This window comes from Desulfuromonas versatilis (assembly GCF_019704135.1).
Lineage (GTDB): Bacteria > Desulfobacterota > Desulfuromonadia > Desulfuromonadales > NIT-T3 > Desulfuromonas_A > Desulfuromonas_A versatilis.
In genome coordinates this window covers 2,723,172-2,748,477 of the sequence record NZ_AP024355.1, presented here as the reverse complement: position 1 = coordinate 2,748,477, position 25,306 = coordinate 2,723,172, and the positions used below count along the sequence as shown (strand labels likewise).

Sequence of the window (25,306 nt, the reverse complement as noted above, 5' to 3'; positions counted from 1 at the left end):
ACAGGGCCAAGCTGGGGATGGTGGGGCAAAGTGACAAACGTCCTGGGATTGGGGGATAACGCTTTCTTGTAGCAGAGGACCTGTGAGAAAGCTGTGGTCTGGCATTTCAGGGATTGTCAAAATCCAGTAAGACGAAATGCGGGACTCCTTCTGTTCTTTGACTTGAACAGCCCCCGGCAAAACCGGGGGCTGTTGTACTCATCCCCGCTCGGGCCATCACGTCACTTTAGATGCGTGCCGAAGAACTCTGTGATTTTGTCGAACGGGATCTTATCCATTTGGTCATACAGATCGACATGGTCTGCATTTGGCATGATCAGCAATTCTTTGGGATCGGAAGCCGCCTTGTAAACATCCTCGGAGTAGTAGCGCGAATGGGCGTTTTCCCCTGCGATCAGCAGAATCGGACGCGGCGAAATCATCTCGATGTTCGCGTACATCGGGAAGCTGAAGAAGGACATCGGGGTCGTGGCCGTCCACGCCGTCGTTGAATTGATGCCCCTCGGATGGAATCCTCGCGAAGTCCTGTAGTAGTTGAAGAATGCCACCAGAACCGGGTTCGGGTTTTCGGGCAATGATTCAGGCAACACGCGCTGCCCCTTCACGATATTGCCCTTGTCGTCAAACGGCACCTCGTGATAGCCGAGTGCATTCTCGCCGCTTTCCGCGTCTGCCCAACGCTGCTGGCTCAGGTAGTCGATGACCTTTTGGCGTTGCTCCATCGTGTAGCTGTCTTTGTAGCCGCGACTCATGCTGCGGGACATGTCGTACATGGAAATCGTGGCGAGCGCCTTGATACGCGAATCGCTGGTGGCGGCAGTCAGTGCCATGCCGCTGAACCCGCAGATGCCGATGACGCCAATGCGGTTGCGGTCAACATTCGGCAGCAAGCCAAGGAAATCCACAGCGGCGCTGAAATCCTCGGTGTTGATGTCCGGCGAGGCGACGTTGCGCGGTTCGCCACTGCTTTCCCCGGTGTAGGAGGGGTCGAACGCCAGCGTGACGAAGCCGCGTTCGGCCATGGCTTGCGCGTATAGACCCGACGATTGCTCCTTCACTGCGCCAAAGGGGCCGCTGACAGCAATTGCCGCCAACTTGCCGGTGGCATTCTTCGGCTGGTACATGTCAGCCGCCAGGATGATGCCATAGCGGTTCTTGAAGGTGACCTTCTTGTGGTCAACCTTGGCGCTCTTGTCGAAGGTCTTGTCCCATTTGGTTTCAAGAGAGAGGTCTTTTGCTGACACAGGGGTGTTGGCCATGGTTAACGCTCCAATCATTGCGGCAATCAAGCCGATGGTTTTCCACTTTTTCATAGTCGTTTCTCCTTTACGTTTTTTTACTCTGTTAATATTCTGCGAATAAATGTAGCGTCCCGGGTGCTGACCTGGAATACCTGTTTCTCTCAAAAGCTTGCCTATTTCTGCTTGGATATTGACCTTCAGGTGGATTTTCGTTATTGGTATTGCCTAAAATGACATTTGGGATAGGAGGTGTTTCGTGTCCAAGATTGCTGAGCTGCTACAAAGTTTTCCGATGAAAGATGACGGACCGTCTCCGTCCCTGCTCAACGGAGTGCATTTTTTTCAAGAGACAACATATATCCCCAGGAAAAAGACGGTTTACAAACCCAGCATCTGCATCGTTATTCAAGGCCATAAGATTGCCTACTTGGGTAGTGAGAAGTTTCGATATGACGCGAACCATTACCTGGTGGTCTCGGTGGCCATGCCGATGGAATACGAGACCTTTGCCAGTCCTGAGGAACCAGTGCGCGGCCTCGTCATAGATATTGATATTGGGCAGTTGCGTGACCTGATCGGTCGAATTGATCTTGTAACGGAGATCGGTAATGGCGGGGATAGATCATTGCCACGTGGGGTCGGCCCGGCAGTCATGGACGAGGATATGCTGGATGCAACGACGAGGCTGGTCAAGTGCTTGAAGTCCGTGAAGGAAGCACAGATTTTAGGACCAACTCTCGTGCGGGAAGTCCTTTATCGGGCTCTTTGCGGCACCCAGGCGCCGGTGCTCCATTCGCTGGCCATGTATAGTGACACGTTTTCCCAGGTGGCACGTGTCTTGAGTAGTATACAGAACGATTATGCAGAGAAGCTCGATGTGGAACAGTTGGCCAAGACGGCCCATATGAGTGTCTCTGCCTTCCATCGTGCTTTTAAAGAGGTCACTTCCGATTCTCCTCTGCAATATTTGAAGAAAATCAGGTTAACAAAAGCAAGAGATTTCATGGTGCAGGAAAACATGAAAGCCTATCTTGCCGCCGACAAGGTTGGGTATGAAAGCCCCTCCCAGTTTAGCCGTGAATTCAAAAGGTATTTCGGACAAAGTCCTGCCGAGTTGATGAAGGAGATGCGTGCCACCTGATGTATGCAGATAGGGTGACCATATCCTAAAAACGACCATATTCGGAGCTGCTTAGGACGACAAGAAGCTGTCTCCTATAAATCCTCTCATAATCGGTTCCTGGATTTTCTAAGGAATTATGGAACACCGAAGGCAATGCATCCAGCCCTCGATTCGCGCCATAAAACAAGAAGAGCCTCCCAATCAATAAGGCCGGGAGGCTCTTGCTGTTTTGTGCTTTAGCTATTTGCAGGATAAGGGCCGTGTGCTCCCTGCGGGATACGGCCCTGTCGTTCGGCTTACATCAGGCCCTTGAAGAAGTCGTTGCCCTTATCATCCACCAGGATGAAGGCGGGGAAGTCGACGACTTCGATCTTCCAGACCGCTTCCATGCCCAGCTCGGGGAAGTCGATGCACTCGACCTTCTTGATGTTCTCTTCGGCCAGCAGGGCGGCGGGGCCGCCGATGGAGCCGAGGTAGAAGCCGCCGTGCTTCTTGCAGGCGTCGGTGACCTGCTGGCTGCGGTTGCCCTTGGCGATCATGACCATGGAGCCGCCGTTGGCCTGCAGCAGGTCGACGTAGGAGTCCATGCGACCGGCGGTGGTGGGGCCGAAGGAGCCCGAGGGCTTGCCCTTGGGGGTCTTGGCCGGGCCGGCGTAGTAGATCGGGTGGTTCTTCAGGTAATCGGGCAGCGGCTTGCCGCTGTCGAGGATCTCTTTGAACTTGGCGTGGGCGATGTCGCGGCCGACCACGATGGTGCCGGTAAGCAGCAGCGGGGTGGCGACCGGGTGCTTGGTCAGTTCGGCGAGGATTTTGGCCATCGGTTGGTTGAGGTCGACGCGCACGCCGTGTTCGTGCTTGCGGCGGTAGGCCTCGGGGATCAGGCGGCCGGGGTTGCGGTCGAGTTCCTCGATCCAGAGCCCCTCCTTGTTGATCTTGGCCTTGATGTTGCGGTCCGCCGAGCAGGAGACCCCCATGCCGACCGGGCAGGAGGCGCCGTGGCGGGGGAGACGGATGACGCGTACGTCGTGGGCGAAGTACTTGCCGCCGAACTGGGCGCCGATGCCGCTTGCCTGCGCGGCCTTGAGCAGCTTCTCCTCCAGCTCCAGGTCGCGGAAGGCCTGGCCGCCCTCGTTGCCGGTGGTGGGCAGGGCGTCATAGTACTTGGTGCTGGCCATCTTGACGGTCTTCAGGCAGGTTTCGGCGCTGGTGCCGCCGACCGCGAAGGCCAGGTGATAGGGGGGGCAGGCCGCGGTGCCCAGGGTCTTCATCTTGGCGACCAGGAATTTTTCCAGGCTCTCGGGGTTGAGCAGGGCCTTGGTTTCCTGGAACAGATAGGTCTTGTTGGCCGAGCCGCCGCCCTTGGTGACGAACAGGAATTTGTATTCCATCCCCTCGCTGGCGTAGAGGTCGATCTGCGCCGGCAGGTTGGTGCCCGAGTTGGTCTCCTTGTACATGTCGAGGGGGATGGTCTGGGAATAGCGCAGGTTCTCCTCGGTGTAGGTCTTGTAGACCCCCTTGGAGAGAAACTCCTCGTCCTTGACGCCGGTCCAGACCTGCTGGCCCTTCTTGCCGACGATGGTGGCGGTACCGGTGTCCTGGCAAGTCGGCAGCTCGAACTTGGCGGCAACTTCGGCGTTGCGCAAAAAGGCGATGGCCACACCCTTGTCGTTCATGGTCGCTTCGGGGTCGGAGAGGATCTTGGCGACCTGCTCGTTGTGCTCGGGGCGCAGCAAGAAGGAGACGTCGCGGAAGGCCTGGTTGGCCAGGGTGGTCAGCCCCTCGGGATCAACCTTGAGCACTTCCTTGCCATCGAAATTGGCGACGGAAACGAACTTCTCGGAGCCCTCCAGCCGACGGTACTTGGTCTGGTCCTTGCCCAGCGGGAACGGATCCTGGTACTTGAATTCCGGCATGTCTCTCTCTCCTTGTGATGGAATGTGGTATGGCAGCGGCGCAAGGCCGCGAGATTCTGTATCCGGCCAAGTATAAACAAATTGTATACACTTGAAAAGCTCAAAAATGGTTAATCTCACAGGGGTATGGGGCGGGTGCGGGACTCGCGGAAAATTGGTGGCGGAGACGGCCCAGTTGTGCTAGGAAAGGTGGGCGAAAGGCCTCGCCCCCGGTGGCCGTTGTATCGTCGACTTTACCCTCACCCAATGGTTTCGCCATGCAGAAGATGCTCAAGATGATCCTGACCTCCCGGGTCTACGAGGCCGCGATGGAGACGCCCCTCGAGGAAGCCCCGGCCCTCTCGGCCAAGCTGGGCAATCGCGTGCTGCTCAAGCGCGAGGACCTGCAGCCGGTCTTCTCCTTCAAGCTGAGGGGCGCCTACAACAAGGTGGCCCATCTCTCCGAACAGGAGAAGGCAAACGGGGTGATTGCCGCCTCGGCCGGCAACCACGCCCAAGGGGTGGCCTTTTCGGCCCGCCGCATGGGCATCCGGGCGGTCATCGTGATGCCCGCCACCACGCCGCAGATCAAGGTCGATGCAGTAAGGGCCCTGGGCGGTGAGGTGATCCTGCACGGCGACAGCTATTCCGAGGCCCAGGACCACTGCGATCGGCTGGTCGAGCAGACCGGGATGACCTTTATCCATCCCTTCGACGACGAGCTGGTCATCGCCGGGCAGGGGACGGTGGCCGACGAACTGCTGCGCCAGAGCGCCGGAAAGTTGGATGCCGTGTTCCTGCCCGTCGGCGGCGGTGGGCTGATCGCCGGCGTGGCGGCCTACCTCAAGGCCCTGTGCCCCGAGGTGCGGGTGGTCGGGGTTGAGCCGGTGGACAGCGACGCCATGGCGCGCTCGCTGGAGCAGGGCCGAAGGGTGTCGCTCGATTCGGTGGGCATTTTCGCCGACGGGGTGGCGGTGCGCGAGATCGGCAAGCTGACCTTCGACATGTGCCGGCGCTTCGTCGACGAGATCATCCGGGTCGACACCGACGAGATCTGCGGGGCGATCAAGAGCGTCTATCAGGCTACCCGCTCCATCGTCGAACCGGCCGGCGCGCTGGGGGTGGCGGGGCTGAAAAAATACGTGCGCGAGCGCAAGGTCGCCGGGCAGACCCTGGTTGCGGTCAACTCGGGGGCCAACATGAACTTCGAGCGGCTGCGCTACGTCGCCGAGCGGACCATGATCGGCGAAAAGCAGGAGGCGCTGTTCGCCGTGACCATTCCGGAAAAACCCGGGGCGCTGCGGCGCTTCTGCGCCGAACTCGGCGACGGCCGCAACGTCACCGAGTTCAACTACCGGCTCTCCAGCCGCAGCGAGGCCCATATCTTTGTCGGCATCTCCATCCGTGACGCCGAGGAGCGGCAGGCCTTCGGCCGACAGCTGACCGGGCACGGGTTTCAGAACATCGATCTCACCGACAACGACCTGGCCAAGACCCACATCCGCTACATGGTCGGAGGCCGCTCCGCCGAGGCCTTCAGCGAAGTTCTCTACCGCTTCTGGTTCCCCGAGCGCCCCGGGGCCCTGGTGAAGTTTCTCAGCGCCATGGGGCAGGACTGGAATATTTCGCTGTTTCACTACCGCACCCAGGGGGGGGATTTCGGGCGGGTGCTGATCGGCCTGGAGATCCCGCCGGGGGAAGAGGGAAAGTTAAAGGAGTTTCTGGAGAACCTGGGCTATCGTTACGTGGAGGAAACGGAAAACAGCGCCTATCGGCTCTTTCTGTAATTGGGCTTTCCGGTGGTAAAATAGTTATGCAATCCATCGGGTGAGCCAGAGAAAGGGGGTATGACCATGGTGCTGTTTTACGATCCCAAGGACAGCCGGGACCTTTCCCGGGTCGAGGCCATATTGCGCAAGGGGGCCATCGAGTACACCCTGCGGCCCGAACCGGTTCGCGGCATCGGCCCTCAGCAGATCCATGTAGCCGAGGAAGACCTGCCCCGGGCCGAGGAACTGCTGGGCCAGGCCACGCGCCATTGAGGGGAGAGGCTCCCTAGCACTTCATTTCGATCAACGCTTCCGGCAGTGGGGAGGCGTTTTTTTGTTCAGCTGTCGCGGGTTCTGCGAAATATCTCCATTTTCGGCACGATCTATGCTACTTTGAGATGTTTAATGTCATGATCACTGTCGCACCCCCCGGAGGGGATCCGCTTGCAGCCCACTATCCTTATCGCCGATGATGACCGCTTCATCCGCCAGGTCCTGAAGGATCTGCTTCAGGGGTTCGACTATGCCACCCTCGAGGCCGGCGACGGCGAGCAGGCCCTGAGCCTGGCCCGGACCCATCACCCCGAGGTGATCCTCCTCGACCTGGTCATGCCCGGTCTGAACGGCCTGGATGTCTGCCGAAGGCTGCGTGTCCTTCCCGAATTCAAATACACCCTGATCCTGCTGATGACCGCCCGCAGTGACCTGGAAGCCTCGGTCAACCCCTTTCAGGCCGGGGCCGATGATTATCTCGCCAAACCGCTGGACGGCTCCGAACTGGTGGCCCGCATCCAGGGGGGGCTGCTGAAATGCCGGGCCCTTGAAACCCTTGACCGCAAGGCCAGGGATTACGAGGCCATGCTCGATGTCGCCAGCAGCGTCAGCGCCTCGATTGAAACCAGCGACATCCTGCGCCAGGTCTCCGGCAAGATAACCCAACTGCTGGAGGGGGTCGACGGGGGCACCACCGCCCTTGTCCAGGAGGACGGTCGCGGCGGCTACGTACTTTCCACCAGCGATGATCCGAACCTTGCGGGTCTGCGGATTTTTCTCGACCACTCGCCGACCATCCGGAAGGTCATCGAAACGGGAAAGGCACTGGTTGTCGAAGGTGAGGGGGCACCTCAGCCGGGGGGCGGTGGCAGAGGGGGCGGCGGGTCGGAGAAGGAAACCACCCTGGCTTTTCCGGTTCGCTGCGCAAGGCGGGTGGCCGGAGCCCTGGTGGCCCGGTTGCAGGGGACGCGGGGGGATTTTTCCGGCCACGAGCTAAATCTGTGCCAGAAGATCATCGATGCCTCGGCCAACGCACTGCGCAACGCGCAGCAGTTTCGCCAGCTCCGGGAAGAGTCGGAATTGCTGCGCAGCGCCAAGCGCCAGGTGGAGGAGGAACTCTCGGTCAAGGATATCTACGAGCAGCTGTTCGAGTGCGCCTCGGAGGGGCTGATCGCCTTCAACCCGGCCGCCGAAGCCGTCTTCGCCAATCGGGCAGCCCTTGAGATCCTCGATGTGCCCCGGGACCGGCTGCCGGGGTTCAACCTCGCCTCGGTCCTGGACAAAAAGTCGCTGCGCCGGGTACTGACCTGGCAGAAACAGGACGCCGAGGACGTGCTCCCCAACGCCCGGTTCGATGTGGCGGTCCGCACGGCCCGAGGCCAGCAGCGCCTGCTCTCGTTGAGTCTCAGCAGGCAAGCGATCCGCGGCGAACTGCGGGTGGCGGCCATTCGCGAGGTCACCGAAAAGCGGCGCCTGGAGCAGGAGCTACGGGACGCCCGCGCCGACCTGCAGCAGGTCAACGAAAAACTCCGCCTGGCCGAGCGGGAACGGGCCGAATATCTCAATGCGGCGGTTCACGACCTCAAGGTCCCCGTCACCATCCTTAGCGGCTATTGCTCGCTGTTGCAGGAGGTGGGTACCGACAACCTGACCGGGGAGCAGAAGGAATTTCTCGAAGCCGCCCTGGCCAGCAGCGACCGGCTGGTCGAACTGGTCAACAACATCCTGGACCTCTCGCGGTTCGAGGCGGGCAAGATGGTCCTCGAAATCGCCCAGCATGATCTCTGCGGCGCGCTGCGCGAGGCCTGCCGGGACATGCCGGCGCTCGCCGCCGCCCAGGACCTGCAGTTCGAGGTCTCGGTCCCCGAGCGCTGCTCCGCCCTGTTCGACACCGAGTGCCTGCACCGGGTCATCGTCAACCTGGTGGGCAATGCCGTCAAGTTCACCCGCCCCGGGGGCCGGATTCGGGTGGTCCTCCACGACCTGCCGACAGAGGCGCGGGTGATGGTGGAGGACAGCGGAGCGGGGATCCCGGCGCACCTGATGTCCAGGCTGTTCGAGCCATTCTCCCAGCTCTATCGGGACGAGGCCCGCCGCGGATCCGGCCTGGGGCTGTCGATCTGCAAAAAAATCATCGACGCCCACGGCGGAAGGATCTGGGCCGAAAGCACCGTCGGCCGTGGCACCCGATTCTTCTTCACCCTCCCCAAGCAAGGCTCCTGAAGCGCTTTCCCCTGGCCTGGCAGCGCATTTCCAGCCGTGGGCTTTCCAGTGCAGCCATCTCTCGCCAAAATAATTGACAGTTTTGCTCAGGTATGTTATCGGTTATGAAAATTCAGCGGGGCAGGCGGACTGCTGTGTGGCATGTGCCGGGTCAGACCTGGCGTTTCCGGCTTTTGTTATCCGTGGATAAAGGAGAAATGGCGTGTTTCAGACGTTGAAAGAAGATTTCAGGGTGGTCTTCGAGCGGGACCCTGCGGTGCGCAGCGTCTTCGAAATCATCTTCTGCTACCCGGGGTTTCATGCCGTTCTGTTTCACCGCGCGGCCCATTTTCTCTGGCAACGCAAGCTTTTTTTCCCGGGGCGGTTCGTCTCTCACCTCGGGCGCTTTTTCACCGGCATCGAAATTCATCCCGGCGCCAAAATCGGCAAGGGATTTTTCATTGACCACGGTATGGGGGTGGTGATCGGGGAGACGGCCGAGATCGGTGACAACTGCACCCTGTATCACGGGGTGACCCTCGGCGGCACCTCCTGGGCCAAGGAAAAGCGCCATCCCACCCTGGGCAACAACGTGGTGGTCGGTTCGGGTGCAAAAATCCTTGGCCCCTTCACGGTGGGCGACGACAGCAAGGTCGGCTCGAACTCGGTGGTGGTCAAAGAGGTGCCTCCCAACTCGACGGTGGTCGGGGTTCCCGGCCGCGTTGTTCTGGCCGGGGGCAAGAAGGTGGACGAACCCAAAGCCGACCTGGAGCACGGTCAACTCCCCGACCCCGAAGCCAAGGCGATCTCCTGTCTTTTCGATCAGATCCGCGCCCTGGAGCGCAAGGTCCGCCAACTCACCGAAGAGCAGGAGAGGCTGCGCGGCCTGGTCAAAGTGTACGAAAAAGAGGAAGTCTGATCCATGCGGCTTTCCACCAAGGCCCAGTACGCGGTGCGCGCCATGGTCAGCCTGCACCTCTACGGCGAGGACGAACCGGTGTCGATCCGGGACATCGCCGCCCGTGAGGAGATCTCGCTGACCTACCTCGAGCAGCTCTTCGTCAAGTTGCGCAGGGGCAAGATCGTCACCAGCGTCCGCGGCCCCGGCGGGGGGTATCTGCTGGCCAGGCCCGCCTCGCAGATCCGGGTCGACCAGATCATCGACAGCGTCGAAGAGACCCTGGTCCCCGTCTCCTGCATGGATAACGACGGCAAGTGCGCCTGCAGCGACCAGTGCATCACCCACACGGTCTGGCACGGCCTCGGCGAACGGATTCGCGGCTTTCTCTCCTCGATCACCCTCGAGGACCTGACCCGGGAAGCCAGGGGACGGCTGGGCGGCGAGGGGGCCTGAGCGCCGCCTGCGGCCGAGGGAGAGAATTTATCAGGTTGAGGTCCGCCGCGGCGGGCCGTCTACAATAAAAACCGGAGGAACCGAAATGAAACGGATTTACCTTGACAACAATGCCACCACCCAGGTGCGCCCGGAAGTGCTGGACGCCATGCTCCCCTTTTTCCGGGAGCAGTTCGGCAACCCCTCCAGCGTGCACTGGGCGGGGCGCGCCGTCGCCGGCGCCGTCGAGAAGGGGCGCGAGCAGGTGGCGAAACTTTTGAACTGCTCGCCCGCGGAGGTGGTCTTCGTCTCCTGCGGCAGCGAGGGTGACAACTTTGCCATCAAGGGGACCGTCGAAGCTCTCCGGGACAAGGGAAACCACATCATCACCACCAAGGTCGAGCACCCGGCGGTGCTCAACACCTGCCAGGCCCTCGAGAAGCAGGGGTGCCGGATTACCTATCTCGGCGTCGATGCCGACGGCATGATCGACCTCAAGGAACTCGAGGCGGCGATCACCGATCAGACCATCCTGATCTCGGTCATGTGGGGCAACAACGAGACCGGCACCCTGTTCCCCATCGAGGAGATCGGCGCCATCGCCCGCAAATACAAGGTGCGCTTTCACACCGACGCCGTACAGGCGGTGGGCAAGGTCCCCGTCGACGTGCAGAAGGCCAACGTCGACCTGCTGGTGCTCTCGGGACACAAGATCGGGGCTCCCAAAGGGGTCGGCGCCATCTACATCCGCCGCGGCACCAAGATGACCCCGCTGCTGCACGGTGGTCACCAGGAGCGCAACCGCCGGGCCGGCACCCACAACGTCGCCGGTATCGTCGGGCTCGGCGTGGCCTGCGATCTGGCCGGCGCCCAGCTCGAAGAGTGCGCCGCCAAAATGAAGCGGCTGCGCGACAAGCTGGAGCAGGGGATCCGCGAACAGGTCCCCGAGATCAAGGTCAACGGCCATCCCACCCTGCGGTTGCCCAACACCCTGAACGTCAGCTTCGCCTATATCGAGGGGGAGTCGCTGCTGCTCAACCTCGACATGAAGGGGATCGCCGCCTCCTCCGGGTCGGCCTGCACCTCGGGCTCGCTGGAGCCCTCCCACGTGATGGGGGCGATGTGCGTCGACGTGCTGCTCGCCCATTCCAGCACCCGCTTCAGCCTGGGGCCCGAAACCACCGAGGAAGACATCGATTTCGTGCTGCAGGAACTCCCCGCAATCATCGAGCGCCTGCGGCAGATGAGCCCGCTTTACAACCGCCAGGGCAAACCCCTCACCTGTGACGAATGCCGGGTGATTCGCAGCGTATAAATCACAAGACTTCAGCCTGATATTCGAAAGGAGCCACGAGACATGTACACCGAAAAGGTCATGGACCACTTCTCCAACCCCCGCAACGTCGGGGAGATCGATAACGCCGACGGGGTCGGGGAGGTCGGCAACGCCTCCTGCGGCGACATCATGAAGATCTTTCTCAAGGTCGAGGATAACGTCATCAAGGACATCAAGTTCAAGACCTTCGGGTGCGGCGCGGCCATCGCCACCTCTTCCATGGTTACCGAGATGGCCCTGGGCAAGACCATCGACGAGGCCCTGGAGCTGACCAACGCGGCCGTTGCCGAAGCCCTCGACGGGCTGCCCGCGCAGAAGATGCACTGTTCGAACCTGGCCGCCGACGCCCTGCACGAGGCGATCAAGAATTACAAGGAAACGCACGGGGCTTAAAACCAGTGGACAGTGGACCGTGGGCAGTGAGCAGAAAAAGCCAGGAGCTTTAAACTGACCACTGATCACGGTCCACAGTTCACCGTTTTCCAAGGAGGGCCTTCGCCCCGGGATGACCGGGGCGGATCGCCCTCCTTGTGCTTGTCGGGAATTCCATGCTGGAAAGAAAAAAACGAATCGTCGTGGCCATGAGCGGCGGAGTGGACTCCTCGGTTACCGCCGCACTGCTCAAGGAGCAGGGGCACGAGGTCATCGGCATGACGATGCAGATCTGGGACTATTCCTCCTTTACCGCGGAGCACGGCGAAACCTTCGGCACCTGCTGTTCCCTCGACGACGTGTATGACGCCCGCCGGGTGGCCGAGAGCCTCGACATCCCGTTTTACGTGGTGAACTTCGAGAAGGATTTCCAGCGCGAGGTCATCGACCGCTTCTGCGACGACTACTTCGCCGGGCGCACCCCCAACCCCTGCGTGCTCTGCAACCAGGTGCTCAAGTTCGAGCTGCTGCTGCGCCGGGCGCGGGAGCTGGAGGCCGACTGCCTGGCCACCGGGCATTACGCCCGGATCGAGCAGGACGGCGAGCGCCATTGCCTGCGCAAGGGGCTCGATCCGGCCAAGGACCAGAGCTATTTCCTGTTCACCCTGACCCAGCCCCAGATGGCCCGGGTGCTCTTCCCCCTGGGCGGGATGACCAAGGAGGAGGTGCGGGCCCACGCCGCCCGCTTCAACCTGCGGGTCGCCGAGAAGGCCGAGAGCCAGGATATCTGCTTCGTGCCCGACGGCGATTACGTGCGCTTTCTCGAAGAGGAGCGGGGCGCAGGGGCCATGAACGGCGAGATCGTGCATGTCTCCGGGCAGGTGCTGGGCAGTCACCAGGGGACCTACCGCTATACCGTCGGCCAGCGCCGGGGCCTCGGGATCGGCTGGCATCAGCCGCTGTTCGTGGTCGGCATCGATGCCGAAAACAGGCAGGTGGTGGTCGGCGAGCAGGAACACTTGCAGCGCTCGGAACTCAGCGTCCACCAGGTCAACTGGCATATTCCCGAACCCTCGGGGGCGATTGAGGCGCGCTGCCGCATCCGCTACCGGCACAGCGAGGTGCCGGCGACCATCACCCCCCTGCCGGGAGGACGGGCCCGGGTCGTCTTTGCCCAGGCCCAGCGGGGCATCACGCCCGGCCAGGCGGCGGTCTTCTACCAAGGCGACCAGGTGCTCGGCGGGGGGTGGATCGAATGAGCCGTACCGTCTCCATCGCCACCCTGGGGTGCAAGACCAACCAGTTCGAATCGGCCGCCATCGAGGAGCGGCTGCGCGAAGCCGGGTACCAGGTCGTCCCTTTCGAGGAAGGGGCCGAGCTGGTGATCGTCAACACCTGCACCGTGACCGCGGCCACCGATTCCCAGTCGCGCAACCTGGTGCGCCGCGCCCGGCGGCTCAACATCGACTGCCGGGTGGTGGTGACCGGCTGCTACGCCCAGGTCGATCCCCAGGCGCTCAAGGCCATCCCCGGGGTGGCGCTGGTGCTCGGCAACGACGAAAAGAAAGACTTTCTGCGCTACCTCGACGAGGACGACGAAGAGCAGCGGGTCGCGGTTTCGGACATTCGCCGCTCCCGGGAGGCCGTCCCCCTGTCCCTGTCCAGCTTCGCCGAACGCAGCCGCGCCTTCGTGCAGATCCAGAACGGCTGCGACGCCTTCTGCTCCTACTGCATCATCCCCTACGCCCGGGGCAGCAGCCGCTCGCTGAGCGCGGACCAGGTGGTGGCGCAGGTTGCAGGGTTCAGCGACTCCCGGTATGCCGAGGTCGTGCTCACCGGCATCCACATCGGCCGCTACGGCGAGGACCTGGAGCCGCGCAGCAGCCTGGTGGAGCTGGTGCGCCGGGTACAGAGCGAAACCGACCTGCGCCGGTTGCGGCTGGGGTCTATCGAGCCCACCGAGATTCCCCCAGAACTCATCGAACTGGTCGCCGAATCGCCGATCCTCTGCGGGCATTTCCACGTCCCCCTGCAGGCCGGCGACGACGGGGTGCTCCAGAGGATGAACCGCCACTACACCACCGCCTTTTTCAAGGGGCTGATCGACCGAATCCACGGGCGGATGCCCACCGCGGCCATCGGCCTCGACGTCATTGCCGGGTTCCCCGGGGAAACCGAAGGGGAGTTCGAAAACACCTGCCGCCTGATCGAAAGCCTTCCGGTGAGCCATCTGCACGTCTTTCCCTTCAGCCGCCGCCCGGGAACCCCCGCCGCCACCATGAGCGGGCAGCTGTCCGGCGATGTCGTCAAGCTGCGGGCCGCCCGCCTGCGCGCCCTCGGCGAGGAGAAGAATCGTCTTTTCGCCGAACGGTTTATCGGGGCGGAACTCGAAGTGGTGGTCGAAGGGGGGAGGGAAGGGGGGCTGTACCGGGGGCTGAGCCGCAACTACCTGTCGGTGCTGTTCGCCGGGCCCGAGGGCTTGGAAGGCTCCTTGACCCGGGTGCGGGTGCGGGAGTGGACGCTGGCCGGGCTCAAGGGGCAGCTGCTTTGAACGCCGCCACCGTCCAGTCCCGCGAGACCCTCTGCCCCGGGCCGGAGGCGGCCGGCGAGCGGCTCGATCTGTTTCTGGCCCGCTCCCTCGAGGGGGTCAGCCGCAAGGCGGTGAAAAGGGCCCTTGACGGCGGGCAGGTGTTTGTCGATGGCCGGGTGGTAAAGCGCGCCTCCCACCTGCTGGCAGGAGGAGAAACCGTTCGGCTCACCGTGGAGCGCAGCACCGCGGCTGAAACTGTAATCGAACCCCAGGTCGTGTTTGCCGACGAGCACCTGCTGGCCCTGTGCAAGCCGGCGGGGATGGAAAGCCACCCGACGGGCTCGCTGCGCCCCAATGCTCTGGACTGGGTTTGCGGCCACCTCGACCAAACCGGGGGCGGCAGGCCGATCCTGCTGCACCGGCTGGACGTCGACACCTCGGGGTTGCTGCTGTTTGCCCTCGACGGCGGGGCCAACCTCGCGTTGGCCCGGCAGTTCTCCGGGCGCGAGGTGCAAAAGACCTACCTGGCCCTGGTGACCGGGCACCCGCCGGTGAGTTTTTCGGTCGCCAACCACCTGCGGGCCGCTGCCCGGGGGCGTACCCTTGCGGTGAGAAGCGGCGGCCAGCCGGCCCAGACCGATTTTCGCCTGCTTGGCCGGGGCGCGACCTTCAGCCTGGTGGAGGCGCGGCCGCGTACCGGGCGCACCCACCAGATCCGCGCACACCTGGCCGGGGAGGGGTTCCCCCTGCTGGGCGACGAACTCTATGGCGGGCCGATGCTGGTTGAGGCCGGAAGCCGCAGCCTGCCGGTACCCCGGCATATGCTCCATGCTTTCCGCCTCAGCTTCCGGCACCCCTGCTCGGCGGAGATCCTGACCCTCACCACTCCCCCGCCGGAGGATTTCCTGGCTGTTCTCGCTGTCGATCCCCAATTCCAGGAAATCCAGCGCTCCCTCGGTTCTGCCCATCCTGCCTAAGACCGAGACGACTCTTCAATCTCTAGCTCGAAAAGACAAAACGTTTGAGGGCTATTCGATTTTCATCAATCCTTGTGTTTCCCCGCCACCCCAGCCAGCATCTCCGGATAATCACTCATCAGGCCGTCCACCCCCAGCTTGAGCAGGCGCTCCACGGATTGCGGGTCATTGACGGTCCAAACGTGGACCTCGAGCCCGACCGCATGGGCGGCCTGCACCGACTCGGCGCTGACCAGCAAACGACCGCCCCAGGTCTCCGGGATCTGCAGGGCCACCCCCGGCGGTTGGTAGTCTCCCTTGCACCCCCCGCCCAGCCAGGCGAAAAACGCCGCGGTCTCCCCGTAGCTCAGGCTGGTGGGGATGGTGCCGCACAGGGGGCGCAGGCGGGTCATGATGGCGTCCTGTTCGGCAGCCAGCAGCACCCGAGCCTCCATCCCTGCACCCCTGACCGTATCCAGGACCAGCTGCTCGATGGAAGGGGCGCTTTGCTTGATCTCGATGTTGCAGAAGGCGGTTGGAAACTCTTTCAGCACCTCGTCAAGGGTCGGTACGGTGATTCCTTTGCCGCGAAACGGGTGGCCCCCTCCATCCGGAGTGAACCCCCAGCCGGCATCCATCCGTCTGAGCTCAGCCAGGGTGATTTCGGACACCCGGCGATCGACCCCGCAGAGGCGCTGGAGGGTTTCATCGTGATGGACCACAACCGCCCCGTCGGCGGTCGCCCAGACGTCCATCTCGAGGTAGGGCATCCCCGCCTCGACGGCAGCTCGGAACGCCGGCAGGGTGTTTTCCGGAAAATGGGCCGAGGCGCCCCGGTGGCCGAAGAGGCGCGGGGGGGGCGGTTTCAGGTAAACCGAGGTCATGGCATCTCTCCTTGGGCGGCGGCGGTGCCCCTGGCGACGTCCACCAGGGCCAGAAGAACCAGGCCGAGCAGGAAAAACAGGGCCAGGGCCAGGATGGACAGGCGGGTCGAGCCGGTCAGGTCGGCGATCAGGGCGAAGACCAGGGGACCGAAGATCGAGGCGAACTTGCCGCTGATGGCGTAGAAAGCGAAAAATTCAGCGGTTTTACCCGGGGGGATGAGGGCGGCGTAGAGCGAGCGGCTGATCGCCTGGCAGCCGCCGAAAATCAAAGCCACCACGAAGCCGAGCACCCAGAACTCCCACCCCTCCCGCATGCTGTAGGCGTAAATGGTCACCGCCACGAACAGCACCAGCCCGACCATGATCGCGCGCTTGGCCCCCCAGCGTTCGGCGGCCCGGCCGAACAGCAAAGACCCCGGCATGGCGACGAACTGGATCATCAGGAAGGTGCCGAGGATCGTCGTCTGCGACAGGCCGAGCTCCTCCCGACCGAATATGGCCGATACGGCGATTACCGTCTGGATGCCGTCGTTGTAAAACAGGAACGCCACCAGAAAAATAAGTAGATCCGGATACCTGCGAATCTGGGCGAAGGTGTTCAGGTAGCCCTTCAGCCCCTTGAGCAGCGGCCCCGGGGGGTGGACGAAGACCTCCTCGCGCACAAAAAAGAAGGTCGGCAGGGCGAACCCTCCCCACCACAGGCCGGTGAGCAGAAAAGCGGCGCGGGTGGCGGCGGCGCGGTCGCTGAAGCCGAACCAGGAAAACCCCTGGATCAGCACGAAGGCGATCAGCAGCATCAGGCCGCCCCCCAGGTAGCCAAGGGCGAAGCCCCTTGCCGAAAGCCGGTCGAGCTCCGGACCCTGGGCCAGGGCGGGAAGAAAGGCGTTGTAGAAGATGTTTCCGGCGGCAAAACCGACATTGGCCACCACGAACAGGCCGGCCACCAGCAGGTAATCGCCCGGTCCGGTCAGACACAGCAGGGAGGTAGCAACGGCGCCGATCAACCCGAACACGATCAGCAGCCGGCGCCGCAGCCCCCGATGGTCGGCCCTGGCGCCCAGCCAGGGGGCCGAAACCGCCACCAGGAGCATGGAAAACGAAACCGTGTAGCCCCACAGGGCGCTCGCCGGCAGGGTATGGGTCAGGCCGAAAAGGGAAAGGGTCGCCCCTTGTGCCGGGACCAGCCCGGCCAGATAGACGGGGAGAACCGAAGCCAGTATGACGGTGGCAAAGGCCGAGTTAGCCCAATCGTACATGCACCAGCCGAACCAGGCCTTGTCTCTGGGGGTGCGGAACATGGAAGACCTTTCGTGTGGTGGGGAGCCTGCCGAACGCAGGATGAATTCAGGTGAAAACTATAGCAGAGGCGGGCTGGTCTGCCCATGGGAATCTGGCGGGGCCGGGGGGAGACCATTTCAGCAGATGCAGGAAATAAAAAAAGACCCCGGGTTCAGGAGGAGAAACACCGGGGCCAAGGATTCGTTGTTTGCCCGATAGAAATAGCAAGAGCAATGCCAATTAAGCTCAAGACGTGGAATCGGGGAGTTGACGGGGGTTTCCCCGGGGGGTTAAGGTTCCTGCCGGGGATTTGGCCCGCGGCAAAAACAAATTTTGACACCCCTTGCGGCTCCCGCCTGTTGCGCACAAAAAAGCCCCGGCCGGGGCCGGGGCGGAGGCAGACAAGCAGCGGGGCGAGCGGGAGTTACTTGAGCAGTTCCTCGATGGTCTGAAAATTGGCCCCGGAGATGAACACGCCGTTGATCCAGAAATTGGGGGTCCCCTGGATTCCCAGCCACTCGGTGATCTGGTGGTGGGTCTCGAGCTGGTGGTTGTCCTTGAACTCGGGAAGGGGCTTGTTGTCGAACTGGCCGGTCATGACCTCCTCGTAGGCCTTAGAGGGCTCGGGCGAGGAGAGGATGTAGCGGGCCTTGGCCTCGGCCTCGGGGTGGATGCTCAGGGGGAAGAAAAAGACGTAGCGGGTCACGTCTTTTCGGGTGGAAAAAAACCTTGAGGCTTCACGGCAGTAAGGGCAGTCGGGATCGGTGATCTCAATAACGGTTTTCGGCCCGTCGCCGATTTTCAGGGCCTTCTGCAGGGGGATATCGGCGACCTTCTTCGACATCACCTGGTTGATCCGTTCCCGGGAGAGGTTGCGCCCCTGGCTGTCCCAGAGGTCGCCGACAAGGAGGTGTTTGCCGGCGGGAGCGAAATACAACACCTTGTTGCCGGCCAGGACCTCATACAGGCCGGGGATGGGACTCGGGTAGATCTCCTGGAAAGCGACTTGGGGGAAGGCCTGGCGGAAGGTCTCGGCGACCTTCGGGTCGGCGACGGGCTGGTCGGCGGCCAGGACGGTGCCTGCCTGCGCCAGCAGGCAGAGGATGGCAAAAACCAGTGCTAAGCGTTTCCTGTACATTTGAAGGCTCCTGAATGTGTGGGGGAACTTGTCCGAGCCAGTCCCGCAGCCTCCTAGCCGTCCGAACCGTGCACCCGTCGCCGGTAAGCACAATTCTCGGGGAGCCACTGGACAACCTCAACCACCTGGGGTGTAAGTTTGACACAACCTTCGCCGACCTCGAGACGCTTGTGGTAGACCTTGCACTCGCGGGTGATGATGTCGAGGAAGCGGCAGGGGATCGCCGTGGGGTGAATGTCACCGTGGTCATCCACCCACTTCTCGAAGCAGCACTCCCCGCAGCGGCGGCAGAGGTCCTCCCAGCCATGCTCGGAAGGGCTGTCCATCATTTTCCTGCGCTCATCCATGGTTCGAGATTGCGGGCCCATTCAGTATAAAATCGACCCCGGGCGTCGGCAAGCGACTGTTCATTGCTGCCATACCACGCTGTTGGAGAGGATCCGGCCGATGTGCCTCTCGTCGGCGTTGGTGATCCATTCGATAAAAATCCGGTCGCCGTTCTCGATCGAAATGGCCGGCTGGTGGCGGAACACATACCTTTTGACCTTGGCGTCCATGTTGAAGGTTTCGGTTCGATACTTGACCTGGGGGTTGCTGGTGTAATCGATGAGGTAGATGGGGCGGTCGTTGATGTAGATGATGCTGCTGCGCAGCGGGTGGTAGGCCTCGAAGTCTGCCTTGGGGGTGTTTTCGATGTTGATGATGATGCCGCCGTTCAGCACGTCGATGGCCAGTTCCGGAGCGCGTGGCTCCTGGGCCGCCATGGCCCGGGGGGACAGCAGTCCGCAGGCGGCGACGAGAGTGATGGTGGCGAACAGCAGCTGGAACCCTTTCTTCCTGTCGCGCAACATGGGGTACTCCTTTTGGGAAATAATGTATTGGAAGGTAGACCTGGTTAATAGCAGAAAAAACTCCCCCTTGGCAAGTCGAACCCGATTCCGGTCAATTCACCCGGACCAGGAACCCGCGGCCGGGGGGGCAGGGCGGGCTCTCTAGCGGGTTGAATTATTAAAAATATTGCTTTATTGGGCGCGGAGAATTAATGTCATCTATTAAACCCACCATTTTGCTGTCGGCAGGGGGACGTAAGCTTGAACATTTTGCTGGTTGATGATGTCGAATTTTTTATCGAGGTGCAAAAAGATCTCCTCAAACCGACCAGGGCGACCATCCAGACCGCGCGGAACGGCCAGGAGGCCCTTGAACGTGTTGCCTTGGAGCGCCCGGACCTGATCTTCATGGATGTGAACATGCCGGTGATGGATGGAATCACCTGTTGCCGGATTCTCAAGGCTAACCCGGAACACCGATCCATCCCCGTGATCATGGTATTTGCTCCCAGCCGGGAAACCGGGGTCGATGATTGCCGGGCGGCGGGTTGCGACGGCGTCCTCACCAAACCTTTGGACCGCAGAGCTTTTCTGGAAGTGGGGAGGCGTTTCCACCCGATTATCGAACGTCGTGAGCCGCGCTGCGCCACCTCTTTTGCGGTCACTGTCAGGGTGGACGGCAAGAGCTTCGAGGCGCGTGGGGTCAACCTCAGCCAGAACGGGCTGTTCCTGGAAACCGTGGAAAAATTGGCTGCCGAGGCCCGCTTGAAACTCTCCCTGCAGTTGCCTGGGCTCGAGGGGCTCGAACTCAACGCACGGGTTGCCTGGGAAAACAGCGGGCCGGTGCGCAGCAGTGCCAGGCTTCCCCAAGGCGTGGGAGTGGAATTTCGCCTGTTGCGGGCCGAGGCGGCGCAGCGGATCGCGCGGGTCCTGGGAGGCGCAGGAATTTCCTGAGGGCGGTAAGAAAGAGGGCCTGATCGGCGCTCGGTTCCGGGACGCTTGAGTAACTTGCCCAAACTCCGCGACCGGCACGGAATTCAAATAAAACGGCCGTCTTTGCCCATGTTCGGCAAAGACGGCCATTTTATTTTTGGCTCCAGGGCCGGACTTTGAGCCGCGTTGGGCTCAGGCGCACTCGGAGTAGCCGCAGGAGTGGCAGACGCAGCAGCCGCCCTCGTGTTCGACCGGCCCGCCGCATTCGGGACAGGCGCCGCCGTTGAGCACGTACTTGGTGGGGGCTTCCCCTTCGGGGAGCATGTGCAGCTGGATCGCTTTGGCCACGGCGTCGGCACAGGAGGTGATGCGGTTGTCGCCGAACCCGGCGGGCTTATGGCAGGTGATGCCGATCATCTGCTTGACCGCCTGGCGGGCCTGAACCCCGCTGCGCCAGGCCAGGGACACCAGCCGCCCGATGGCCTCGCACTGGGAAGCGGCGCAGCCGCCGGCCTTGCCCATGGTGGTGAACAGCTCGAACAGGCCCGAGGTGTCCTCGTTGATGGTGACGTAGAGGGGGCCGCAGCCGGTTTCCATCTGGTAGGTGGCGCCGCGCAGGGCCCGGGGCCGTTCGCGCTTGCGCCCGGCCTTGTGCGATTCCATGGGCACCGCCTTCTCGGCCTCCTGCTTTTCTTCTTTCTTGGCGACCGACAACACCTGCATGTCCCGCGAGCCGTCCCGGTAAATGGTGACGCCCTTGCAGCCCTCCCGGTAAGCCAGGCGATAGACCGTGGCCACGTCCTCCCTGGAGGCCGTGTTGCAGAAGTTCACGGTCTTGGAAACCGCGTTGTCGGTATGGGTCTGGAAAGCGGCCTGCATCCGGATGTGGTCTTCCGGGGTGATGTCATGAGCCGTGACGAACAGTCGGCGCACATCCTCGGGGATTTCCGCGATATCCTTCACGGTGCCGTGTTCGGCGATGACCTTCATCAGCTCGGGGGAGTAGAAGCCGCGCTCCTTGGCGAGCTTTTCGAAGAGCGGATGGACTTCCACCAGCACGTCGTTGTCGAGCACCTGGCGCACGTAGGAGACCGCGAACAGCGGTTCGATGCCGCTGGAGGTGTTGGCGATGATGCTGATGGTCCCGGTCGGCGCGATGGTGGTGCTGGTGGCGTTGCGCAGGGGCTTGGCGCCTTTCTTGTCGAAAATGCTCCCCTTGTGGTTGGGGAAGGCGCCGCGCTCGGCGGCCAGTTGGCGGGAGGTGCTGCGCGCCTCCTCGGTGATGAACTTCATGATCTTCTCGCCCAGGGCGGCAGCCTCGGGGCTGTTGTAGGCGATGCCAAGCAGAATCAGCATGTCGGCCCAGCCCATCACCCCCAGGCCCACCTTGCGGTTGGCGCGGGTCATCTGGTCGATTTCGGGGATGGGGTAGTTGTTGACCTCGATGACGTTGTCGAGGAACCGGGCCGCGAGCGCCACGATATGCTTGAGCCTGTCCCAGTCCACCTGGCCCTCGGGGGTAACCAGGCGGGCCAGGTTGATCGAGCCCAGGTTGCACGATTCGTAGGGGAGCAGGGGCTGCTCGCCGCAGGGGTTGGTGGCCTCGATCTCGCCCACGTGCGGGGTGGGGTTGTCGCGGTTGAGCCGGTCGAGGAAGATGATCCCCGGTTCGCCGTTGGTCCAGGCCAGGTCGACGATGTGCTCGAAAACCTTGCGCGCCGGCATCTTTTTCACCGGCTCCCCGGTGCGGGGGTTGACGATGTCGTACTCCCCCCCGGATTCCACGGCATCCATGAACGCTTCGGTGAGTCCGACGGAGATGTTGAAGTTGGTCAGGACCGTCTGGTCCCGCTTGGCCATGATGAAGTCCATGATGTCGGGGTGGTCGACCCGCAGGATCCCCATGTTGGCCCCGCGCCGGGTGCCGCCCTGCTTGATGGTTTCGGTGGCGGCGTCGAAGACTTTCATGAACGAGAGCGGGCCCGAGGAGACGCCGCTGGTGGAACGGACCACGTCGTTAGCCGGGCGCACCCGGGAGAAGGAAAAGCCGGTGCCGCCGCCGCTTTTGTGGATCAGGGCGGTCTGCTTGATGGCCTCGAAGATGCTCTCCATCGAATCGCCCACCGGCAGCACAAAGCAGGCCGATAGCTGGCCGAGCTCGCGCCCGGCGTTCATCAGGGTCGGCGAGTTGGGCAGAAACTCGAGGGAGGTCATCATCTGGTAAAACTCGGCGGCCAGGGATTGCGGATCGTTTCCTGTGCCAAGGCGCGATTCGGCGGCGGCGATCGCCTCGGCGACCCGGCGAAACATGTCGGCGGGGGTTTCGAGGACCTTTCCCTCGCTGTTCCGTTTCAGGTACCTGCGTTCGAGGACGGTGAGGGCGTTTTTGCTCAGGGGCAGGGTGTTCTGGTCGGCCGTCAATTTCATCGGTCGGTGTCCTTTTGCTGGGTCGGTGGTTTTCAGTCGGTGAAACAAGGATATGGGCGTGCGAGTTGAAATTTCAGAAAAAAACTATATTCTGTGGTGGCTGCATTTTTAAACCACAATATCTCGTGGCTGTCAAGCAGTTCGAAAAAATCATTTCATCCCCGTCACTTAAGGCGCGAACGGCCCGCAGCGCCTTGGGCCAGCCGGCTGGGGCCGATCAGGCAACTGACTTGCTCTCGGGTAAACACCTATTGTAAAATCAAGTAGTTAAATAGTGCTTTACAATATTTCGCATGACGTGCTAAGAATCAGGGCCTCTTGGTTTTTAAATGTCCAAGTTGGAATTTCTGAAAGGCGGGCCGATGGAGGGCAGGGAACAGAATCGGCAGTTTCTGGAGCAGGAAATTCGCGGCCTGAAGGACCTATTGAGTGTCGCCCAGGTAGTCGTCTCCTCGCTGGACCTCGACGAGGTGCTGCAGAATATACTCGGCAGCGCCATGGCCATCATGGACATGCCCGCCGGGAGCATTGCCCTGTACGAAGAGTCCCGCAACGAAATGACCCTGCACGCTCACAGCGGCCTGAGCAAGGCTTTCGTGGCCAGAAGCACCTGGTTGGTAAGCAAAGGGGGGCTGACCGACCGGATCCTCAGCGAGGGGGAGCCCTTTGTGGTCGAGGACACCGGAACGGCAGTTTTTTTCAATAATCCCCTGGCCATCCAGGAAGGGATTCGCTCGCTGATCTGCGTCCCCCTGAAAATCCAGAACAAGGTCCTCGGGGTCCTCTACCTGGATGCCTTTGAACCCCGGCGGTTTTCCAGGGAACGTCTGCAATTGCTTTCTGTGCTGGCCTCTTTTGCGGCAATGAGTGTCGACAACGCCTGCCTGCACCAGAGGGCCCAGCGCCTCGCCTGTACCGACGGGCTGACCGGGCTGTACAACCACCGGCAGTTCAAAAAGATGCTCAAGGACGAAATGCTCAGGGCACGGCGCCACAATAAGCCGCTGGCCCTGGTCATGTTCGACGTCGACAACTTCAAGCAGTTCAACGACACCTACGGTCACCCCAACGGGGACAAGGCCCTGCTGGCGGTCACCGGGATACTGGAAAGCGCGCTGCGCGAATGCGACCTGGTATTTCGCTACGGCGGCGAAGAATTCATTGCGATTTTGCCCGAGACCATCATCGACGATGCCATCGTCGCCGCCGAACGGGCCCGGTCCGCCGTAGAGAAGGAGACGCCTGGCCTGCTCGGCGAATTTGCCGCCTGCGGATTGACCGTCAGCGCCGGCGTCGCCTGTTACCCCATCGACGGCAAAGATCCCGATGCCCTGATGGGGACGGTGGATGAGCTGCTGTACAAGGCCAAACACGAGGGGAAGAACAAGGTCTACTACGTCTCATGAGGGGGATTGGATGGGCGCCGAACGGATATTGATCGTCGATGACGAAGAGGGAATGCGTCGCCTGCTGGCCCGGGTCCTTGCCAAGGAAGGGCATGACACCCTGACTGTCGGGTCCGGGGAAGAGGCACTTCAGCAGATTGGGGCCGAGGAGTTCGACCTGGTCATTACCGACATCAAGATGCCGGGGATGGGGGGGCTGGAACTGCTTCGGGAGATCAAGTCCTTCGATCCGGGTTTGCCGATCATCGTCATCACCGCCTACGGGACCGTCGAGAGCGCCGTGCAGGCCCTGCGTGCCGGCGCCTACGACTACATCACCAAGCCTTTCGAAACCGACGAGATCAAGCTGACCGTGGCCAAGGCCCTGGAGCGCGAGCGGCTGCTCGCCGAAAACCGCTACCTGCACCAGGAACTGGAGCAGCGCTACAGCTTTTCCGGCATCATCGGCACCTCCCAGGGGATGAAGCAGGTGTTCGAGGTGGCCTCCTCGGTTGCCCAGAGCAACGCCAACGTGCTGGTCACCGGGGAAAGCGGCACCGGCAAGGAACTCGTCGCCCGCTCCATCCACTACAGCTCGGCGCGCAAGGAGAAGTCCTTTATCGTGCTGAACTGCGCGGCGCTCTCCGAGGGGGTTCTCGAGAGCGAGCTGTTCGGCCATGAAAAGGGGGCCTTCTCCGGGGCCCTGGCCACCAAGAAGGGGCGTTTCGAACTGGCCCACGAGGGGACGCTGTTCATCGACGAGGTGGGCGAAATGAGCCTCAACGCCCAGGTCAAGCTGCTGCGGGTGATCCAGGAGCACGAGTTCGAGCGGGTCGGAGGCACCAAGACCATCCATAGCGACGTGCGCATCGTCGCCGCCACCAACAAGAACCTCGAAGAGGAGGTGCGACGGGGGCGGTTCCGCGAGGACCTCTACTACCGGCTCAACGTGGTCAACATCCATCTGCCGCCACTGCGGGAGCGGCGCGAGGATATCGAAGCGCTGGCTAGGCATTTTCTGCAGAAATACGCCCTGGAAACCGGCAAGAAGGTGGATCAGCTCGCCCCCCGGGCGCTCAGCTGCCTGCTCGCCTACGAATGGCCCGGCAACGTGCGCGAACTGCAGAACGTCATGGAGCGTGCGGTGGTCCTGTCCCGGGGTGAGGTGATCACCCCGCGAGATTTCCCGCAGGGGCTCTCCGGCCAGGATCAGATCTGCCTCGAGCTGCCCGAGCGCGGCGGCAGTTTGACCGAAATTCTCGAGGACCTCGAGCGGCAGCTGATCATCCAGACCCTCAATCGGGAGAAAGGCTCGCAGACCCGGGCAGCCACCGCGCTGGGGATCAAGCGCACCACCCTGCGCTACAAGATGGAAAAATACCGACTGCTCGACTGAGCTCCCGT

22 protein-coding genes are annotated in these 25,306 nt (G+C 62.1%); 14 read left to right on the top strand and 8 right to left on the bottom strand.

From position 1 onward, the window contains the following. Positions 1-221 precede the first annotated feature (221 nt). Positions 222-1,313 (bottom strand): alpha/beta hydrolase, encoded by a 1,092-nt coding sequence (locus DESUT3_RS12375; RefSeq protein WP_221248797.1) that lies wholly within the window; start codon positions 1,311-1,313, stop codon positions 222-224. 184 nt (positions 1,314-1,497) lie between these two features. Between DESUT3_RS12375 and DESUT3_RS12370 the strand changes: the two genes are divergently transcribed. After that, positions 1,498-2,382 (top strand): AraC family transcriptional regulator, encoded by an 885-nt coding sequence (locus DESUT3_RS12370; protein WP_221248796.1) that lies wholly within the window; start codon positions 1,498-1,500, stop codon positions 2,380-2,382. A 278-nt stretch (positions 2,383-2,660) separates the two neighbouring features. Here the strand turns inward: DESUT3_RS12370 and DESUT3_RS12365 are convergent, their stop codons facing one another. After that, on the bottom strand, positions 2,661-4,277 hold the full coding sequence (locus tag DESUT3_RS12365; RefSeq protein ID WP_221248795.1) for a fumarate hydratase: 1,617 nt from the start codon (positions 4,275-4,277) through the stop codon (positions 2,661-2,663). Positions 4,278-4,489: 212 nt separating this feature from the next. Between DESUT3_RS12365 and ilvA the strand changes: the two genes are divergently transcribed. From ilvA to DESUT3_RS12315, 10 genes are all read left to right on the top strand, one after another. Beyond that, positions 4,490-6,043, top strand: a complete 1,554-nt coding sequence (gene ilvA / locus DESUT3_RS12360; protein ID WP_225911495.1) for a threonine ammonia-lyase, biosynthetic — start codon at positions 4,490-4,492, stop codon at positions 6,041-6,043. Positions 6,044-6,109: 66 nt separating this feature from the next. Continuing rightward, positions 6,110-6,298 carry a DUF2007 domain-containing protein gene (locus DESUT3_RS12355; protein WP_221252543.1) on the top strand — a complete coding sequence of 63 codons (189 nt, stop codon included), beginning with the start codon at positions 6,110-6,112 and terminating at the stop codon, positions 6,296-6,298. 171 nt (positions 6,299-6,469) lie between these two features. Beyond that, complete coding sequence (locus DESUT3_RS12350; RefSeq protein ID WP_221248793.1) at positions 6,470-8,521, top strand: hybrid sensor histidine kinase/response regulator; 2,052 nt, start codon at positions 6,470-6,472, stop codon at positions 8,519-8,521. 202 nt (positions 8,522-8,723) lie between these two features. Continuing rightward, positions 8,724-9,419 (top strand): serine O-acetyltransferase, encoded by a 696-nt coding sequence (gene cysE / locus DESUT3_RS12345; protein WP_221248792.1) that lies wholly within the window; start codon positions 8,724-8,726, stop codon positions 9,417-9,419. Between the two features lie 3 nt (positions 9,420-9,422). Next, positions 9,423-9,854: an RrF2 family transcriptional regulator gene (locus DESUT3_RS12340; protein WP_221248791.1), complete on the top strand. Its 432-nt coding sequence runs from the start codon at positions 9,423-9,425 to the stop codon at positions 9,852-9,854. A gap of 85 nt (positions 9,855-9,939) precedes the next feature. Beyond that, a complete protein-coding gene (gene nifS, locus DESUT3_RS12335) occupies positions 9,940-11,148 on the top strand; it encodes a cysteine desulfurase NifS (RefSeq protein ID WP_221248790.1) in 1,209 nt (402 codons plus the stop codon). A gap of 42 nt (positions 11,149-11,190) precedes the next feature. Next, the gene (nifU, locus tag DESUT3_RS12330; RefSeq protein WP_221248789.1) at positions 11,191-11,562 is read left to right on the top strand and encodes a Fe-S cluster assembly scaffold protein NifU; all 372 of its coding nucleotides are present in this window, start codon (positions 11,191-11,193) and stop codon (positions 11,560-11,562) included. 155 nt (positions 11,563-11,717) lie between these two features. Then, positions 11,718-12,800, top strand: coding sequence for a tRNA 2-thiouridine(34) synthase MnmA (gene mnmA / locus DESUT3_RS12325; protein WP_221248788.1), 1,083 nt, complete (start codon positions 11,718-11,720; stop codon positions 12,798-12,800). Then, the gene (gene mtaB / locus DESUT3_RS12320) at positions 12,797-14,092 is read left to right on the top strand and encodes a tRNA (N(6)-L-threonylcarbamoyladenosine(37)-C(2))-methylthiotransferase MtaB (RefSeq protein ID WP_221248787.1); all 1,296 of its coding nucleotides are present in this window, start codon (positions 12,797-12,799) and stop codon (positions 14,090-14,092) included. The genes mnmA and mtaB overlap by 4 nt, the downstream gene beginning before the upstream one ends. Then, entirely contained in the window at positions 14,089-15,048 is a 960-nt protein-coding gene (locus tag DESUT3_RS12315) for an RluA family pseudouridine synthase (RefSeq protein WP_221248786.1), read from the top strand. The genes mtaB and DESUT3_RS12315 overlap by 4 nt, the downstream gene beginning before the upstream one ends. A gap of 65 nt (positions 15,049-15,113) precedes the next feature. Here the strand turns inward: DESUT3_RS12315 and DESUT3_RS12310 are convergent, their stop codons facing one another. The 5 genes from DESUT3_RS12310 to DESUT3_RS12290 all read right to left on the bottom strand — a co-directional run bounded on the left by DESUT3_RS12310 (position 15,114) and on the right by DESUT3_RS12290 (position 19,178). After that, a complete protein-coding gene (locus DESUT3_RS12310) occupies positions 15,114-15,911 on the bottom strand; it encodes a glycerophosphodiester phosphodiesterase (RefSeq protein WP_221248785.1) in 798 nt (265 codons plus the stop codon). After that, positions 15,908-17,209 (bottom strand): MFS transporter, encoded by a 1,302-nt coding sequence (locus tag DESUT3_RS12305; RefSeq protein ID WP_221248784.1) that lies wholly within the window; start codon positions 17,207-17,209, stop codon positions 15,908-15,910. Before DESUT3_RS12305 ends, DESUT3_RS12310 begins: the two co-directional genes overlap by 4 nt. Positions 17,210-17,613: 404 nt before the next feature. Further along, positions 17,614-18,327, bottom strand: a complete 714-nt coding sequence (locus tag DESUT3_RS12300; RefSeq protein ID WP_221248783.1) for a DsbC family protein — start codon at positions 18,325-18,327, stop codon at positions 17,614-17,616. A gap of 53 nt (positions 18,328-18,380) precedes the next feature. Further along, positions 18,381-18,656, bottom strand: a complete 276-nt coding sequence (locus DESUT3_RS12295) for a YkgJ family cysteine cluster protein (protein ID WP_225911494.1) — start codon at positions 18,654-18,656, stop codon at positions 18,381-18,383. A gap of 78 nt (positions 18,657-18,734) precedes the next feature. Continuing rightward, the gene (locus DESUT3_RS12290) at positions 18,735-19,178 is read right to left on the bottom strand and encodes a hypothetical protein (RefSeq protein WP_221248781.1); all 444 of its coding nucleotides are present in this window, start codon (positions 19,176-19,178) and stop codon (positions 18,735-18,737) included. Positions 19,179-19,418: 240 nt separating this feature from the next. Between DESUT3_RS12290 and DESUT3_RS12285 the strand changes: the two genes are divergently transcribed. Then, the gene (locus DESUT3_RS12285) at positions 19,419-20,111 is read left to right on the top strand and encodes a response regulator (protein ID WP_221248780.1); all 693 of its coding nucleotides are present in this window, start codon (positions 19,419-19,421) and stop codon (positions 20,109-20,111) included. Between the two features lie 171 nt (positions 20,112-20,282). On the opposite strand, the gene DESUT3_RS12280 is transcribed toward DESUT3_RS12285, so the two are convergent. After that, positions 20,283-22,517: a vitamin B12-dependent ribonucleotide reductase gene (locus DESUT3_RS12280; protein ID WP_221248779.1), complete on the bottom strand. Its 2,235-nt coding sequence runs from the start codon at positions 22,515-22,517 to the stop codon at positions 20,283-20,285. A 362-nt stretch (positions 22,518-22,879) separates the two neighbouring features. Between DESUT3_RS12280 and DESUT3_RS12275 the strand changes: the two genes are divergently transcribed. Beyond that, on the top strand, positions 22,880-23,923 hold the full coding sequence (locus DESUT3_RS12275; RefSeq protein WP_221248778.1) for a sensor domain-containing diguanylate cyclase: 1,044 nt from the start codon (positions 22,880-22,882) through the stop codon (positions 23,921-23,923). Between the two features lie 10 nt (positions 23,924-23,933). Further along, positions 23,934-25,298: a sigma-54-dependent transcriptional regulator gene (locus DESUT3_RS12270; protein ID WP_221248777.1), complete on the top strand. Its 1,365-nt coding sequence runs from the start codon at positions 23,934-23,936 to the stop codon at positions 25,296-25,298. Positions 25,299-25,306 lie beyond the last annotated feature (8 nt).